The organism is Neobacillus sp. 114 (assembly GCF_030127045.1).
Classification (GTDB): Bacteria; Bacillota; Bacilli; order Bacillales; family Cytobacillaceae; genus Neobacillus; species Neobacillus rhizophilus.
The window spans coordinates 5,583,250-5,601,111 of record NZ_CP126144.1 but is presented as its reverse complement, the minus strand read 5'-3'; the positions used below and the strand labels follow the sequence as shown (position 1 = coordinate 5,601,111).

Genomic DNA, 17,862 nt, shown 5'->3' with positions numbered 1-17,862 from the left:
ACATGTTTACAAAAATGTCTCCATTGTATCCTTAGCAGACTTTTGTTGACTCCTTTAAAAATTTATTAACCTGAGGCTGTACCTTGTAAATTTCTTTTTATTATGAAATAATTTTAGTGAAATCTGAACAATATGTTCTTTTGTAATAGTTAATAATTAAATGTATATTAAAATACATACTGATTAGCAAGGAAAGGATGTACTTATATGAAAAAGGTAAAAAAGGCGATTATCCCTGCCGCCGGCCTTGGAACCCGTTTTCTACCGGCAACAAAAGCCATGCCAAAAGAGATGCTTCCGATTGTAGATAAGCCAACAATTCAATATATAGTAGAAGAAGCAATTGAATCTGGTATTGAAGATATCATTATCGTTACAGGTAAAGGAAAAAGGGCAATTGAGGACCATTTTGATGTTGCCTTTGAACTAGAACAAACCCTCCTTAATAAAGAAAAGTTTGATTTATTAGAAAAAGTTCAAGAGCCATCAAGAATGGTCGACATCCACTATATTAGGCAAAAAGAACCTAAAGGGCTTGGTCATGCCGTTTGGTGTGCCCGAAATTTTATTGGAAATGAACCATTCGCAGTACTGCTTGGGGATGACATTGTCCAGGCAGAAACACCATGTTTGAAGCAATTAATAAATCAATTTGACAAAACCCATTCTTCGGTGATTGGAGTACAGAGGGTGCCTGAAGAGGAAACGAACCGTTATGGTATAATTGATCCAGTTGAACAGCATGGCCGATCTTTTCAAGTTCGTAACTTTGTGGAGAAGCCTCAAATAGGAACAGCACCATCTAATTTAGCCATTATAGGTAGATATATTTTTACGCCTGAAATCTTTATGTTTTTAGATAAGCAGGAAATCGGAGCAGGTGGGGAAATACAGTTAACGGACGCCATCCAAAATTTAAATCATATTCAGCGCGTATTTGCCTATGAATTTGAAGGCAGCAGATACGATGTTGGAGAAAAATTGGGCTTTATCGAGACAACGATTGAATTTGCCCTTCAGAAAGAGGAATTGAGAGAACCGTTATTAAGGTTTATGGCAAGTCAAATGGAAAAAAATCAATCTTAATTCCAATACATCAAAATAAAAAATTGCACTATGAGTTAAATAAATTACTCATAGTTTTTTTTTTTGTAAAATCAGTATAAAATTCGCAAATTTTCTACTAACTTTATGATAGAATAACAATATTGTTTGTAAAAATTTGTAGAATAGGAGTAGAAGAATGCATAGAAAGATTTTTTTGCTTTTTGTCGTACTATTAATCTTTATTAGTTTACTTCCAAATAGAAGTAATGCAAATGGATTAGATAGTATAAACTCAGGAACTTCCGATGAAGTATCGAGTTACTTTGTCATTCATTATAATGGTGAAAGCCAAGAAGCAGTGCTTAATGAGAATGTAACATTGACATTATCTGGTTGGACAGATGAAACGAAATCTTCTGTAAATGGTAAAATTAATATTCATACTGAGTCAATAAATCAAACAGAAGATATAACGATTGATGCTACCAATCATTTAAAGGAAATTACAGTGCCGGAGAAAGAAAGTATTTATTATAGATTAGAAGATTCTGATACATTTAAAGTTGAAGAAGTGACTAATGAACAAATGACTACTGGTGAACAAAATAACAGTGTAATTCCTACTTCAGAAGCTCCGACTGTAAGTCCTATTTCAGAAGCACCGGCTGTAATTAGTGAAGGAAATGCTGAGGAAGTAGTAAATATTTATAGTACACAGTCAGAGGTGGAAAACCCTTCCGTTCGATATGCTACCCATGTACAAGACATTGGTTGGCAAAACGCAGTTTCTAATGGAGAATTGTCGGGTACAGCAGGTCAAGCCAAACGGCTGGAAAGTATTAAAATTTCAATTGATAATGTACAAGATTTGGGTGTGAAATACTCCACTCATGTACAAGATCATGGTTGGTTAGCTTCTGTCACTGATGGTAAAGAAAGTGGTACTACAGGAGAAGCGAAACGGTTAGAAGCCATTAAAATCGAACTAACTGGTTCAAAAGCTCAAAATTATGATATTTATTATCGTGTTCATGCTCAAGATTTTGGTTGGTTAGGTTGGGCTAAGAATGGAGAATCGGCCGGTACAGAGGGATTTGCAAAAAGATTAGAAGCAATTGAAATTGTTTTAGTCCCAAAAGGTGGAGAAGCTCCTGGCTCAATAGAGCAAGCATTTGTAAAAAATATATCTGTTGTTTATTCAACTCATGTTGAAACCTACGGCTGGTTGAATAATGTAAAAAATGGAGCAATGAGTGGAACTCAAGGGCAAGGTAAACGTATGGAGGCCATTAAGATTACTCTACCTGATGCTCCTTATAGTGGAGAAATTATCTATTCAACGCATGTTCAAGATTATGGCTGGTTAAATAACGTATCAAATGGTGAAGTTTCCGGTACATCTGGACAAAGTAAACGATTAGAAGCAATTAAAATTGGTCTAACGGGCGAAATAGCAAATTATTATGATGTTTATTACAGGGTTCACGCACAAGATTACGGTTGGTTAGGCTGGGCAAAAAATGGGATGAAAGCCGGTACCGAAGGACGTTCAAAACGGTTAGAAGCTATCGAAATCAAATTAGTCCCTAAAGGTCAAGGTGAACCGGTCAGTGAAAAAGCCGCATTTAAGCAACAAGGATTTACCGTATTTTTAGATCCGGGACATGGTGGAACTGATCCTGGTGCAACTTCAGTCGGTTATCGCGAATCAGACTTGAATTTGGCAGTTGCAAAAAAAGTTCAATCATTATTATTAAATCGTGGATATACAGTTTATATGTCACGTAATGGTGATACATCTGTGGAGTTGCTAGATCGGTCTAAAATGGCCAATAATCTAAATACTGATATTTTTGTCAGTATTCACACTAACTCTTCAGGAACAACATCAACTTCTGTGAATGGTATTGAGTCTTACTTCTATGAAATTGATCCAACATATCCTTCAAAAATTAATGCTGGAATGGCTACTAATCCGGACAGAATTGCAAAGAGTATGCAACTAGCTAATTTAATTCAGGAAAAAATGATTGCTTATACAGGAGCCACAAACCGTGGAACTGATGGGGCAGATTTTTCAGTTGTACGTGAATCGGCTATGCCTGCCACTTTACTGGAGATTGGTTTTATTAACAATTCGAGCGAACGACAGAAATTATTTACAGATTCATATCAAGATATACTTGCAAAATCGATTGTTGATGGAATTGATCAATATTTTGATATGTACTAATGGAAATTTTATTATCTATAAAACAAACACCCTCAAATTATGAGGGTGTTTGTTGTTGTATTATTGGACTATCAGGAATTTTTATTTAATATTTAATTTGGCAACTGTAGCATCAGAAAGACCTAATTGAGCCCTAAGTTCATTGGAGGTTTCTTGTCGTGATTGATCGTTTACAAAGTAATACCAGCCATCTCCTGGCACCAGTTTTCCTTCACCTTTTATTTCAAGCCTTTCAATTGTTCCAGTAGCAGCTTTATAATCGGCTTGTATACCAATCATATCATTAAGGGATAAATTTGTTTTTATATTTCCCTGCAGAGCTTCTAAAATATCATTGTATTTAGTTAAAGAAGATAAGCTCGCACCTTTTTCGATAATCTGTGAAATTACTTCTTTTTGTCTTTCCTGTCGGCCGAAATCTCCGGCAGGATCTTGTTTTCTCATACGAACATATTTTAAAGTCTTTTCACCATTTAGATGCTGTGGCCCTTTGTTAAGTGAGACTCCTTCCAATTCAAATGCAATTTTGTTGTTAACATCAATCCCACCCAGGGCATCAACAATATCCCTAAAGCCTTCCATATTAACTTCGACATAATAATCAATAGGGATATTTAGAAAATTTTCTACAGTGTCAATAGTCATTTCAATCCCGCCATAAGCATAGGCAGCATTTATTTTGGTGACACTACTCTTACTAGGGTTATTGCTATTTATTAATTTTGTTTTTGTATCACGTGGAATACTTAGCAGTTTCGTAGTTTTTGTTTCAGGATTAATGGTGGCAATAATCATAGAATCAGTCCGCCCTTTATCTCCTTGTCTTTCATCAACCCCAACCAGAAGAATTGAAATTGGGTCCTTCTTTTTAACTTCAACTTTTTCTTCACGTTTCTGTGAGACTTCCCTTTTTATTGGCTTATGCATTTTATTTACAGCTTTTGCTACATCTGAATATACATTATAAGTGTAGATACCACCGCCAATGGCTAAAACCAAAAGTGTAAATAGAAAAAAACGCAGGAATCTATGCGATTTCTTTTTTTTATTATCTGTTCTTTGATATCTATTAATCACCTAACAGTCCCTTCTATATGAAGTTAATAAACTTTTATGTTAAAATTAATTGTATACACATTCAAAATTATAGTCTGCAAATAACATAATATCAACTAAAATTAGACATTTAGAAAATAAATTGTTACAAAAAATGACAATATATGCTATAGTTTTTGTAGTTGGAAATAAGTAATTGTAATAGACTAATGATTAAAACATCTTTAAAAGACTTGTCTTATTAACCGATAAAAAGGATGGAAATAATGAGTCGACAACTTTACAAAAAAAAGAAAAGGAAGATTCAATTAGGGAGAGTTTTTTCTGTTATTTTTGTTATGCTATTGAGTGTTTCAGGCTATATATACTATCAATATTCTCAAGGCTTAAAACAGGCTTCTGGAAAATCGATTGGTTCTAATGTAACTGCAAAGAAAGAGTTTAATGGTACGGAAAGGGAGGAAATGGAAAAGGTTAATATACTTTTACTTGGAGTTGACTCCAGAGGCGAGGAAAAGTCACGTACAGATACCATTATGATTGCCCAGTATGACCCCAAAAATCAATCAGCAAAAATTGTTTCTCTTATGCGAGACATTTATGTTAAGATTCCAGGTTACAGAAATTATAAATTAAATACGGCTTACTTTTTGGGCGGGACGGAACTGCTTAGACAAACGATAAAGCAAAATTTTGATATTGATATACACTACTATGCCGTAATTGATTTTAAAGGATTTGAATCAGTCGTAAACACACTGGCTCCAAATGGAATTGAAATAGATGTCGAAAAGAAAATGTCCGAAAAAATTGGTGTTGTTTTACAACCTGGATTGCAAAATTTAAACGGTAAACAGTTGCTCGGATACGCTCGTTTTAGAAGTGACACAAACGGTGATTTTGGAAGAGTAGAGCGTCAACAAAAAGTAATTAACGGTTTAAAGGATGAATTTGTAAGTATTAATGGTGTTACCAAATTGCCAAAGTTACTTGGGACGATTCAGCCTTATATTGATACCAACTTGGAAGGTATGGACCGATTGGCGTTATTAAAGGACTTTATGTTACATCCTCCAGATGAGATCGAAACCTTACGAATCCCTATCGATCATTCATTCAAGATGGGAAGCTATGAGCATGCTGGTTCTGTTCTAGAAATTGATTCTGAAGAAAATAAGGCAGCCATCAACCAATTTTTAAATGAAAATCAAATGGTTTCAGAAAATGATAGCCAAAGTACAGAAAAAGAATAAAGTAAAAAGACACTTACATTTTAATCTCAGTAAGTGTTTTTTGTCATTGAAACAAGCAAATTGTTCAATTATCTACTTTTATTCTATCGTCTTTAATAAAACAAAATAATAGAACTAAACCTAAGTGTATTTTTTTGTAAAAAAATAATAGATATATAGTCATGGGTTCATTTTTTATGTTAGACTAATAGAGTTAATGCATAAAAATTGTCGAATAAAGTTATAATTCGTTTTTTTATGTAGTATTAAATTTAATTATGGGGAGTATGAAAAATGCGAGGAAGGATAGTTCTAACAGGAATGCTATTAATGGGTTCTGCATTTCCTTCTGCAGGAAGTATTGCTTATGCAATAGAAAGTTCCGATACAGGAAATTTCCAAGAGGGATCTAGTTATTATTTCATCAATTATAATGGCGGAGAACAAGAAATAGTATTATCTGAAAATGTAAAGTTGATATTAACAGGATGGACGGATGAATCGAAATTATCTGTAAATGGTAGAATTGAAATTGAAAATGATTCATCAAGTCAAATACAAGATATTACATTAGCTGTTAATGATGAACTAAATGAAATAGCTGTATCGGAAAACGAAAGTATTCCTTACAGATTAGCTATGTCTGATTCATTTAAAGTTGATGAGGTAAAGCCATTAAATTTAAATGAGCACATTACAGTTGTGGCTGAAAACGAAAATGGAACTTCAATAGAAGAAGTGCAAGCAGTTGATGAATACGGTACCGTGATTCAAAATAAAGGCTTAACATACTATTCAATTGACGAGAATAACAAAAAAATAGAGATTACTGAAGAAGAATATAATTCTTTAAATTCTGATGTAGATCCATCTACAGAAGTTATCGCTACTAATGATAATCCAATAGTAAGTGAGAATAGTTTCAATTTAGTAAAAGAAGATTATTCTTTAAAGTCAGTACAAACTACAGCAACAAGTTCCCCCGTAGAAAACCCATCTGTAGTTTATTCAACCCATGTTCAAGATTATGGGTGGTTAGCGGGGGTATCTGATGGGCAAATGTCTGGAACAGAAGGACAAGCCAAACGATTGGAAGCCATAAAGATTTCATTGGATAAGGCTCCTTATTCTGGTGGTATTTCCTACACGACCCATGTTCAAGATTATGGTTGGTTAAATAATGTATCAGATGGTGCATTATCTGGAACATCTGGAGAAAGTAAACGTTTAGAAGCAATTCAAATTAACCTAACTGGTGAAATGGCGCAACATTACGATATTTATTACCGTGTTCACGCACAAGATTATGGTTGGCTGGATTGGGCTAAAAACGGGCAATCTGCTGGTACTCAGGGACTTTCGAGGCGCTTGGAAGCCATTGAGATTGTTTTGGTTGCTAAAGATGGAGCTGCACCAGGTTCTACAAATAAACCATTAATTATGGATCCATCTGTAGTTTATTCAACCCATGTTCAAGATTATGGTTGGTTAACGGGCGTATCTGATGGACAAATGTCAGGAACACAAGGACAAGCAAAACGATTGGAAGCCATAAAGATTTCATTGGATAAGGCTCCTTATTCTGGCGGTATTTCTTACAAAACTCACGTTCAAGGATATGGCTGGTTAAATAACGTATCAAATGGAGCATTATCTGGAACATCTGGAGAAAGTAAACGTTTAGAAGCGATTCAAATCAACCTAACAGGTGAAATGGCACAACACTTTGATATCTATTACCGTGTTCATGCACAAGATTATGGTTGGCTGGATTGGGCAAAAAACGGGGAATCTGCTGGTACACAAGGTCTTTCAAAACGTTTAGAAGCCATTCAGATTATTTTAGTTGAAAAAGGTGGGGCAGCACCAGGACCGACAACTAAACCGTTTATTGAGTCAAATATAACTAATTATTATAGTTTAACATTAAATGATGCATTAAATATGCAAATGAAAGTTTCTCCACAGACTGATAAATATAGAAATGATCCTGCATATGTTAGCAGTCAATACATGAATGTATTTAATGGTGGTTCGATTACTGGGAGCGGTGTGAATCTTAGAACTTCTCCAAATATTGCTGATAATGTCGCTGTTTACGTTGGAAAAGGTACATTGTTTAAAGTCTTGGATGCTAATGTTACAGGGGATATGGTTTCAGGTAGTACAAGATGGTATCAAATTGAATACAATGGAAATATCTTATACGTGCATAGTAGTCTTGCAAACGCTAATTTAAGAATCGGCCAAGCAACTACCGATTACCTTAATATTAGAGCAGAAAAGAATTCAGGGAGTCATATCTACGCTACAGTAATGAAGGATGCTCAATTAATTGTTTTAGAAGAAGACAATAGTGGTTGGTATAAAGTAAGCATTGGTAATTGGCGTAATGCAACATCCTCTGATGTCTTATATTATTTGGATCCAAATAACTTTATAAATGATGTGCAACAAAAATTCCAATTCATGGATTTAAAAAAACCTAGTGGAGTTTCAAAAGAGACTTTAAATCAATATCTAGCAGGAAAAGGAATTTTAGCGAATCAGGGTCAAGCTTTTATTGAGGCTGGATTTAAATACGGTATAAATGAAGTATATTTAATGGCTCATACTTTGTTAGAAACAGGTCAGGGTACTTCCACTCTTGCAAAAGGAGTAGAATATAATGGTCGAACGGTTTATAACATGTATGGTGTGGGAGCACTTGATAGTTGTCCGGTTGAATGTGGAGCTAAAACAGCTTATGAAAAAGGTTGGTTTACCCCTTACGATGCAATAGTGGGCGGCGCTGCCTTTATTGACAATGGTTACTTGGGTGGAAATAACAACTACAATGTAGTTCAAAACACATTATATGAAATGCGTTGGAACCCACAGGTAATGTCCACTTTTAATAGAGCTGGACATCAATATGCAACGGATATTGGCTGGGCATATAAACAAGTCCAAGTTATGTATGACGTATATAAAATTCAACCATATACAATTTATTTAGAATTTCCAGTATATAAATAATAAAATAAATTTATAAAAAGGGCTGCCCTTAAAAGTAATGGAAACAGGACTTTCAAGGGTAGCCTTCGTTCATTTGAAGAAGTACAAATAATATCATTTTTGTAACCGATTGAAAGGATTACTATTTCGTGATAGTCTATTGAAGTCTATACTTTAATTTGATTAATATTTTCCTTTTTTGTAAAAGCTATTACCTGAAAAAGGGACATAATCTGCTTAAAGAACAAATATATAGTATGAACTTAAATAAGGTGATTTCTAATACAAATCCACTTAATAGATCACATTAAATGCTTAGCAGCCATAGAAAGGAAATTGCAATATGTTAAAGATTGGTTATGTAGTTAATGCGGATGTTAATGATAAAACACAGTGGTCAGGAACAATATTTAACCTGTATAATATACTTTCGAAAAAGTATGAAGTAGACCCCATCGTGTTGGAAACGAAAGGCTTAGATAAATGGTTCTACATAAAACAACGATTGAAACAAATACTTACAAAAAAGTCATCCACTAATATGATGGTTCCCTATTCAAAGCTAAAATCAAAAAAGCTGACTAATTTATTACAACAATCTGGCAAGAAATATGATATTTTATTTTTCCCGGCTAATAGTGTAGCTGCTGCTTTTGTAAATACAAATATACCAATCATTTACCTATCTGATGCAACTTTTCACGTAATGATTAATTATTATCTTTTTAATTTGGATGAACGAAGTATCGAAAATGGAAATATGGTGGAAAAACAGGCGTTAGTGAATGCAAATCAAATCATTTATGCAAGTGATTGGGCCAAAAACGATGCAATCAATTATTACGGCATTAACGTTAATAAAATTAATGTGCTGCCTTTTGGAGCAAATTTAATTGATAAATTTATTAAAAAAAGCTTCGAAACAAATAAGCAAATCAATCTACTTTTCGTTGGTGTAGAATGGGAGAGAAAAGGTGCTGATATCGCTTTGGAATGCCTGGACTTTCTCAATCGAAATTCGGACTCAAAATATAAACTAACCATCATCGGCTTGGAAAATCCAGGTACGATCAAGAATGATCATGTGAACTTTGTTGGATTTCTTAATAAGAATAACCAGGGGGATTACGATAAGCTTATTAAATACTACCAAGACAGTGATATTTTTATCTTACCAACACGGGCAGAGTGTGCTGGAATTGTCTTCTCGGAGGCCAGCATGTATGGGCTTCCGATAGTCACATATGATACTGGAGGAATCCAAAGTTATGTGGAGGATGAAGTAAACGGATTTAGGCTGCCGCTCGAAAAAAAGGGAAAAGAGTTCGCAGAAAAAGTTGAGTTTATTTGCAATGACCCTAATACTTATATGACTTTTTCAAAAAATTCAAGAACAAAATATGAGAATAGTTTAAACTGGGATAAATGGTTAGAATCTTGTGACCGAGTTATAAAAAAATGTCTTGATGATTAAAGATAGTCAGCAATCTTTTTATGCTATTACTAATCCAAACCAAAGAGCTATAAAGCGATTGCTTTATAGCTCTATAATTTTTTGTCATACTTATTTTTTTCTGTTAAACCATGATAGAAATAGTTAATAAATTTCAATCCTTCTTTTTTTATTAACCCACGATAAATTGCATACAGCATTGAATAAGAATAAAATACAAGCCGTTGATTTAATTTAGCATTTCGTTTCATAAATATGACAACGTTCCGATACATAAAATACTCGGATAAACCGGAGATTTGATTAATCGATGCAGAACCTTTATGAACAACTTTTGCATCACAATAACAAATTACCCCAAAACCTTTTTTCTTTATTTCCAGACACCATTCTGTTTCCTCGTAAAATAAAAAGTAGTCCTCAGGAAAATATCCAACTTTTTCGAGAATATTGCTATTAAACAGCAAACATGCACCGCCAACGTAATCACAAGGTATTATTTCACCCTTCAATTGATCTTCATGTACGCCGTTATTTATGATATTGACTCGCCCAGTATGGAAATCGATCATAGCACCAGTTGACTGGACAATATGAGGTTCATCATACTCACATACTCTTGGGCCGACAACTCCTACCTTGGGATTTGCTTCTAAATAATCCAATAATTTTTGTAAAAAGTCAGGATTTGTAATGACATCATTATTTAGCACGCAAATATAGTCTGCCCCTTGGTCCTTTGCATACTTCATTCCAATATTATTTCCACCTGCATATCCTAAATTAGCGCCAGTTTGGAAAAATGTATGATGCGGGAATTTTTCCTTTAAAAGGGCTTCCGAATTGTCGGTAGATTTATTATCAACAATGACAATCTTAAAGTTTCCATAGCTAATTTTTTCGGCTTCTTCAACACAGGCAATCGTATCTTCAGGGTTATTGTAATTTAGAATGATAATATAGACTGATGGAACATGTAGACTTTGATTATCCAAATTCCCTTCGCTCCTTTAAAAAATGTAATGAAAAACATGCTGGTTTTCAATTGTCATAATCGTACAGTTAATCTGCAATAAGTTATCGTTTTAATACTTTGGTTTTAATCGGTTTTAATAGCATCATTAGGATTGAATCTTTTATTAGGACCAGCCCTAGAAGGTAGACACAAAGTCCTGCTAATAATTGAAGAAATGTTGTAAGCACAGGGTTAAAATTGATATATTTATCAACTGCATTTGCTGATAGGAAAACGAAAAAACTTAAAGCTAAGTACTTTAAAAACATTGCTGAGAAATTTTTAAAATCAAAATAATTTCTCGCAAAATACAATTGAATCAATGCACCTGCGGCCTCTGCAACTAATAAGGCCCAAGAAGTAGCAGCACTTGCGAACTGGGTTACAAGCAATATATTTGTAACCAGACTGAGTATTGCTCCAACCGTAATGCTTAATGCATATTTATTTTGTTGGTTTGTTGAAACCAAAATTTGAACACCAAATATATTAGCTAGACCAACAAAAAATATGATTGGGCTGATAATATTGATTAAACCAATAACCGGTTTAAAATCACTCCCTAAGAACCATGATACGAAATTTGATGCTATTCCCATTAGGCCCAATGTCATTGGCAGAGTAATCATCAATACAAATTGTAGTGCATATTTAATGTATTTTTTCATGGCATCTATATTCCCCAGGGAGAATTCTTTAGACATTCTGGGGAGTAACACAGTACCTAAGGATGTAATAAATCCCAAGGCTATCCGTACTACCTTATCTGCCTGGTTATAAAAGCCTACTTCAACTTCGCCGGAAATGCGGCCTAATACTATTTTGTTTACAAGAAGATAGACCTGGATCATAACTTGAGGTAAAAATAAACTAATGATTGGCCCTATATGTATTTTCATTTCACGTAAAGTAATACGCGTGAAGGAGATATCTTTTAATAAAGGTATCCACATAATTAATTGACCAGCAAAAAGTGTAAAAGCATTAATCATGATATATTTATCTAAATCATCTACCTCTTTTACAAAGGTAAATATCAATATTAAACTTACGACTCGCACTACTATATTCCTGGTTGTAATACTTTTCATTTGCTCTTTTCCAATAAAGTACCAAGATACATCAATGGTTGCGGCAATCAGGGTGAAAATGTGAATGAAAAACAACATTTTATAGTCATCAACAGTGAAAATATAGATGATATAAACCGCAATCGTGATCAGTGAACTAACAATCTGTGAAACATAGATGGACCAGAATTCTTTTGATCTTTCCTCCAAAGATTGTTTTGTAGCTATTTGTCTACTTCCGTACATAGGGAAACTCAAAGCAGCAAAAACTACAAACAGCTGTACGATGGATAATACATATGCATCAATACCAATTCCTTCGGGTTTTAGTACTCGAGAAACATATGGTGTGGTAATAAACGGCGTAATTAATATTAATAACTGATATATTACTGTATATAAGTAATTTGATATAAGTTTACCCATGTGATGCCTTCAAATCCTTTAAACAATTTATTGTAATCGAATGTTTTATTCCGCTTTACATCATTTAAGATTAGCATTAAACGTAATTATAAACAACGAAAAATATATGGTCATTAGGATAAGCTGACAAATCACCTAAAATATCCTCCATCATAATAAGTTACTTCTTTTTGAAAAACTAAATATGTTTTTCCTATATCATACGTGTTTATAAAAAAATGATTTGTTTCAAATTTGTTTTACTTATTTTGATTATTATGTAAAATTATAACCGTATGTATTTTAAAATGACTGGTATTTTGGTCCAAAAAACTTGAATATGTGAGTTGTTTTTTTTAAAAAGAGAGAAGATTCCATGTGATTTATTATAATGGAGGTACCAACATGAAAAAAAATATAATCGTAATACTAAGCATGCTGCTTATATTTAGCATGTTCCTTAGCATGGCCTATGTTGCTCTAATAGGTAAAGACAAAAATGCTGCCAAGAGTGAAGAGAGTCAAAAAAGAGAAAGTTTAAAACAAGATCTTCGAATAAATATAAGTAAAGAACCGTCAACATTGCATCCGGGATTAGCAGCAGATGTAACATCGGGAACCGTCGTTCTCCAAACATTTGAAGGTTTAACTCGGATTGACATGTGGGGCCAGACAGTAAATGCCGCAGCAAAGGTGGTAAAAATCTCGCAAGACCAAAAGACATATACCTTTACACTCCGTGATGCAAAGTGGTCAAATGGTGATCCTGTGGTGGCAAAGGATTTTGAATTTGCATGGAAATGGGCTTTAAATCCAGCTAACCATTCTGAATCTGCTGAGAAACTTTATTACATAGAAGGTGCTGAGGAATTCAATAAGGGTAAAGGCAGTGCGGATAAAGTAGGCATAAAGGCTTTAAATGATAAAACATTACAAGTTAAACTTGAAGAACCAACCCCAAATTTCTTACAATTAACCGCCTTGCCAACATACTTTCCTGTTAATAGTAAAGTTGCCGGGAAAATACCTGATTGGGCTAATGAATCGAAAGATTATATATCAAATGGTGCATTTAAATTAGTCGAATGGTCACATAATAATAATATTGTCCTAAAAAAGAATGAACATTATTGGGATTCAAACTCAGTGAAATTAAAAACCATTACTATGTTTATGGTTGATCCGCTCACGGAAATAACAATGTTTGATAAGAGTAAACTAGATTGGGCCGGCTCCCCAGCTGGTCATTTGCCAAAGGTGGGAACAGAGTTATTTGTAGATGCTAAAAAGATTATTTCCCAACCGATTACAGGTCACTATATTTATCAGTTTAATACGGGTGCTGTGCCATTCAATAATGAAAATATCAGAATGGCTTTTGCATTATCGATTAATCGCCAAAAATTAATTGGCATTGTGGGAGAGAGGGGGCTGTCCCCAGCGATGGGAATTGTACCACCAAACTTATTTCCTGACAAAAATAAAAAAGGGTATTTCAAAGATGATGATGTAGAAGACGCAAAAAAATATTTACAAAAAGGGTTAGAAGAACTTGGCTATCATAATGCTTCTGAATTGCCTCCAATTACCCTTTCTGTCCAAACCAGTGACGCATATCGAAATCTTGCTCAAGCAATCCAAAAGATGTGGAAGGAAAATTTAGGGGTAGGTGTCACAGTCGATCATTCAAATGTAGGGAAACAGAATGGACGGGCAAACATCTTTGATTATGAAGTCCCTTCAATGGAATGGATAGGCTACTATAATGACCCGTTTAACTTCCTTAACGTGTACCTAGATGTAAAACAGGATGATAACGGAACTGGATGGGAAAATAAGGAGTATAAATCATTATTAAAGAGAGCGCAAACAGAAGCTGATCAAGATAAGCGTTTAAAATTATTAAAACAGGCTGAAGGCGTCTTGATGGATGAGATGCCAGTCATCCCGATTTACAATTATGCAAATACCTGGGTTCAAAACAAAAATCTTCAAGGAGTGGCCTTATCCGGCCTTGGCCACCTTCAATTTAAATGGGCCTACTTTGAAGAGGACTGAGCACGTCTTTTGTTTATAGCCCTTATAAATATGGGATAAAATATTAAAGACTGATTAAGATTTTATGTTAAATCTTAATCAGTCTTTTCCCTTTTTTTACCTAAATAAATGTTGTTCATGTCCATGATAAACACTATTTTGTTATCAAAAAAATGATGGAGTATGTTACAATACAACCTGGACTGGCATTTTGTTATAACAAGTCTGAATATAGGAGGGGCTTAAGATTATTAATCGACATTCCTTGCAATCGATATTAAGTTCACTATCGATTTTATCATTCTTTTTATGTGTTTTAGCGATGACCCGGCAATTCCCATTTATCCAATTGTCGAAAATAATAAGTCTAAGTTTAATTTTTATTTTTGTTTTTTCAGTTCCTTTTCTTTTAAAAAATTTCTGGAAGTGCAGTAAACAAATAAAATTCTTATTTATTGTGAATGCTGTATGTTTAACTGTGCTGCTCATTTACTCTATCGTAATAGAAAAAAATAATCTTTCGTTAGCGGTCAGGTTTTTTACCATCCTTTTCTTGATGTTAATGGTATTTTTTTTACCAGGCAAAAAAAGTTATGTTAATATTTTTATTCTATTATCTTTGCTCCACAGTGTTGTCCTGATCATTTTTGAAATCTACATCCTCGTATTTGGAGGGCCTGATTTCGCGGAATATATTAGAACAAAAGTAATGACCCTTGGAATGGGAGATATTTATACATATAACCAGTATTTTTATCGAATTCAAATCAAGGGCAATCCAATACTGCCAATTGCCTTTATCGTTAGTTTATTTGCCATTCAATCGAAACGGATTAAGTTTGCCGCAGCATCCCTTTTATTTGTTGGAACGATTGTTGCGGGGAATTTAGCTTTTATACTTGCTATTGTTTTCTTTTTTGGCATGTATGGGGTAATTTTATTTTTCTTAAATGCCAGGGTAGTCGCTTTTTTGAAAACTCTTTTTGGAAACAAAAAAAGAGTTATTATGCTCACTTGCCTTCTCGTGGCCATACTAGCTGCGGCGGGGATTCTGATATATCCGTATATTAAGGAAGTTTTGGTAAGAAAAATGGAGTATTCGATCCCAACCCGCTTTGATCAAGTAAGCCATCTTTTAAATGATTTAGTGGAATCCCCGATTACGTTTTTGTTTGGTCAGGGCTTAGGCAATATAATTTATGTTATTTCAGACTACCGGGATTATCGGAATGCTTATTATTTTGAACTTCAAACCATCTACGTATTGAATCAAGTTGGCATTCTGTATTTCATCCTATTTTTGGTCACAAAAATCATTTTTATCATTAAATTCTGGAGAAATAAAATTACTTTTTTAATTTATTTATCTTATGTGTTATATGCTTTTACAAATCCTTATTTGTTCGATACAACTAATATTATCGTCCTAATTGTAGTTAGCTCATTAAATAAACTATATCTAAAAGAGGGTAAAAACATTGAATCAAAAATTTAAGGTTTGTGCTGTTATGGTTTGTTTCTACCCTGACATCAAGGAGTTAGCCTCCAATATTATGTCTATTGTGAAACAAGTCGATAAATTAATTATTGTGGATAATAGCGAAAAGCCTGTTAATTCTAATCTCTTACCTGGTACACAGGATGAAAACAAAATCCAATGGATTTTTTTAAAAGGAAATTTAGGAATCGGTGCAGCCCAGAATGTCGGAATCAAACTAGCGATAGAAGAAAATTATGATAGTATTTTACTTTTGGACCAGGATAGCAATCCACCTGCTGACCTTGTAAGTTCTCTTGTAGCTGGAGTTGAATTTCTATTAGATCAAGGGATAAAAATTGCTTGTTTAGGACCGGATATCTTTAATAAGAACACAAATGAAACCTACAAACCTCTTATCAATAAAGGAATTCAATTACATGAAGACTTTATTGAAAAGGATGTATTAATCGCTTCAGGTAAACTAATTTTGGCGAATGCAGTCAAAGATATTGGTATGATGGATGAAAGTTTGTTTATTGATTTAGTCGATTTTGAATGGTGCTGGAGAGCTAAAAAACACGGCTATCGGGTTTTTAGCAGTAAACGGGCAAGAATGGGGCATATGGTTGGACAGAAAAATGTCAAAGTTTTAAAATTGTATACTTTATTAATTCCTTCCCCTATCAGACACTATTATCAATTTAGAAATACACTTTTTCTTTTGAAAAGAAGTTACGTCCCAAATTACTGGAAAATTAAGTCGTTAGTTGAAAGAAGCATTGAGTTCTTTCTTTACCCACTATTTGTTTCACCTAGATTAAAAAGATTTCGTTTTATTGTAAGTGGGATCATTGATGGCTTATTCAATAAGAAAGGGAAATTTACAAATGGCTGAGAGCATTATCAACATTAATAACGTTTGCGCAATCGTTGTTACTTATAACCCTAAAATTGAAGAGCTCAAGGAAAACATGGAAACGGTTATCCATCAAGTAGGAGGCATTTGCATTGTTGATAATTCAACGGACGCTTCCTTTCAAGAAAGGGTATTGGCTTTCCAAGAGAATGAAACCATTCATGTTATATCAAATAAGGACAATTTTGGTATTGCATCTGCTCAAAATATAGGAATGAAATGGGCCCTTCAAAAGGGCTATGAGGCATTTCTTCAGTTAGATCAGGATAGCAAATTAAAGGAAGAAACTGTATCTAAATTGGTTAGAGAATATAATTATTTGTTAAGTCAAAATAAGAATATTGCTTGTATTGGTCCACTTGCATATGATCGTGATAAATCTGAAGAAGATGTATACCACAGTTATGGCTCAAGTGAGGAAACAATTATAGAGGTTCAACAAACCTTAAGTTCTGGATCATTAATTCCGAAAAATGCGTTTATTGAAATAGGCGGTATGGAAGAAGATTTATTCATTGACTTAGTTGATTATGAATGGTGCTGGAGAGCAGAAAAAATGGGCTATTCCACCTATATTACAAAGGACGTAAAGATGGCCCATCGATTAGGGGAGGACAGGTACCACTTTTTAGGTAAGAGCATTGGAGTACCTTCTCCGATCAGACATTATTTTCAATTCAGGAACACTATGATCATGTTTATGAGGTCCTATGTACCGTTAAATTTTAAATTAAAATATATGCTCATCTTACCTTTTAAGTTTTTCTTTTTCACTCTTTTTGTTAAACCTAGAACTGTCCGCTGCAGGATGATTACAAAAGGAGTTATAGATGCTATTAAGGGTATTAGGGGCAATATAAATGGAGAAAAGCCAAAAATGGTTTATGAATCGAAGTCATAGACAGTAAATTGGAGATGAAG

12 protein-coding genes are annotated in these 17,862 nt (G+C 33.9%); 9 read left to right on the top strand and 3 right to left on the bottom strand.

Annotated features, from left to right (window positions below; genetic code table 11):
• The first annotated feature begins 207 nt into the window (after positions 1-207).
• Together galU and QNN06_RS27545 are read left to right on the top strand one after the other, a co-directional pair.
• On the top strand, positions 208-1,086 hold the full coding sequence (galU, locus tag QNN06_RS27550) for a UTP--glucose-1-phosphate uridylyltransferase GalU (RefSeq protein WP_284036353.1): 879 nt from the start codon (positions 208-210) through the stop codon (positions 1,084-1,086).
• Between the two features lie 157 nt (positions 1,087-1,243).
• Complete coding sequence (locus QNN06_RS27545; RefSeq protein ID WP_284036352.1) at positions 1,244-3,280, top strand: N-acetylmuramoyl-L-alanine amidase; 2,037 nt, start codon at positions 1,244-1,246, stop codon at positions 3,278-3,280.
• Between the two features lie 81 nt (positions 3,281-3,361).
• Here QNN06_RS27545 and QNN06_RS27540 read toward each other — a convergent pair whose 3' ends face one another.
• Positions 3,362-4,357 carry an LCP family glycopolymer transferase gene (locus QNN06_RS27540; protein ID WP_284036351.1) on the bottom strand — a complete coding sequence of 332 codons (996 nt, stop codon included), beginning with the start codon at positions 4,355-4,357 and terminating at the stop codon, positions 3,362-3,364.
• 245 nt (positions 4,358-4,602) lie between these two features.
• On the opposite strand from QNN06_RS27540, the gene QNN06_RS27535 reads away from it, so the two are divergent.
• The 3 genes from QNN06_RS27535 to QNN06_RS27525 all read left to right on the top strand — a co-directional run bounded on the left by QNN06_RS27535 (position 4,603) and on the right by QNN06_RS27525 (position 10,039).
• Positions 4,603-5,589, top strand: coding sequence for an LCP family protein (locus QNN06_RS27535; RefSeq protein WP_284037988.1), 987 nt, complete (start codon positions 4,603-4,605; stop codon positions 5,587-5,589).
• A gap of 273 nt (positions 5,590-5,862) precedes the next feature.
• Positions 5,863-8,586, top strand: coding sequence for a glucosaminidase domain-containing protein (locus QNN06_RS27530; RefSeq protein ID WP_284036350.1), 2,724 nt, complete (start codon positions 5,863-5,865; stop codon positions 8,584-8,586).
• Positions 8,587-8,908: 322 nt separating this feature from the next.
• A complete protein-coding gene (locus QNN06_RS27525; protein WP_284036349.1) occupies positions 8,909-10,039 on the top strand; it encodes a glycosyltransferase family 4 protein in 1,131 nt (376 codons plus the stop codon).
• A gap of 71 nt (positions 10,040-10,110) precedes the next feature.
• Here the strand turns inward: QNN06_RS27525 and QNN06_RS27520 are convergent, their stop codons facing one another.
• Positions 10,111-11,013: a glycosyltransferase family 2 protein gene (locus QNN06_RS27520; RefSeq protein ID WP_284036348.1), complete on the bottom strand. Its 903-nt coding sequence runs from the start codon at positions 11,011-11,013 to the stop codon at positions 10,111-10,113.
• Positions 11,014-11,095: 82 nt separating this feature from the next.
• A complete protein-coding gene (locus QNN06_RS27515) occupies positions 11,096-12,529 on the bottom strand; it encodes an oligosaccharide flippase family protein (protein ID WP_284036347.1) in 1,434 nt (477 codons plus the stop codon).
• Positions 12,530-12,913: 384 nt separating this feature from the next.
• Between QNN06_RS27515 and QNN06_RS27510 the strand changes: the two genes are divergently transcribed.
• From QNN06_RS27510 to QNN06_RS27495, 4 genes are all read left to right on the top strand, one after another.
• Positions 12,914-14,566, top strand: coding sequence for a peptide ABC transporter substrate-binding protein (locus QNN06_RS27510; protein WP_284036346.1), 1,653 nt, complete (start codon positions 12,914-12,916; stop codon positions 14,564-14,566).
• Positions 14,567-15,254: 688 nt separating this feature from the next.
• Positions 15,255-16,040, top strand: coding sequence for a hypothetical protein (locus tag QNN06_RS27505; RefSeq protein ID WP_284036345.1), 786 nt, complete (start codon positions 15,255-15,257; stop codon positions 16,038-16,040).
• Positions 16,024-16,920, top strand: coding sequence for a glycosyltransferase family 2 protein (locus QNN06_RS27500; protein ID WP_284036344.1), 897 nt, complete (start codon positions 16,024-16,026; stop codon positions 16,918-16,920). The genes QNN06_RS27505 and QNN06_RS27500 overlap by 17 nt, the downstream gene beginning before the upstream one ends.
• Positions 16,913-17,842 (top strand): glycosyltransferase family 2 protein, encoded by a 930-nt coding sequence (locus tag QNN06_RS27495; RefSeq protein ID WP_284036343.1) that lies wholly within the window; start codon positions 16,913-16,915, stop codon positions 17,840-17,842. Before QNN06_RS27500 ends, QNN06_RS27495 begins: the two co-directional genes overlap by 8 nt.
• Positions 17,843-17,862 lie beyond the last annotated feature (20 nt).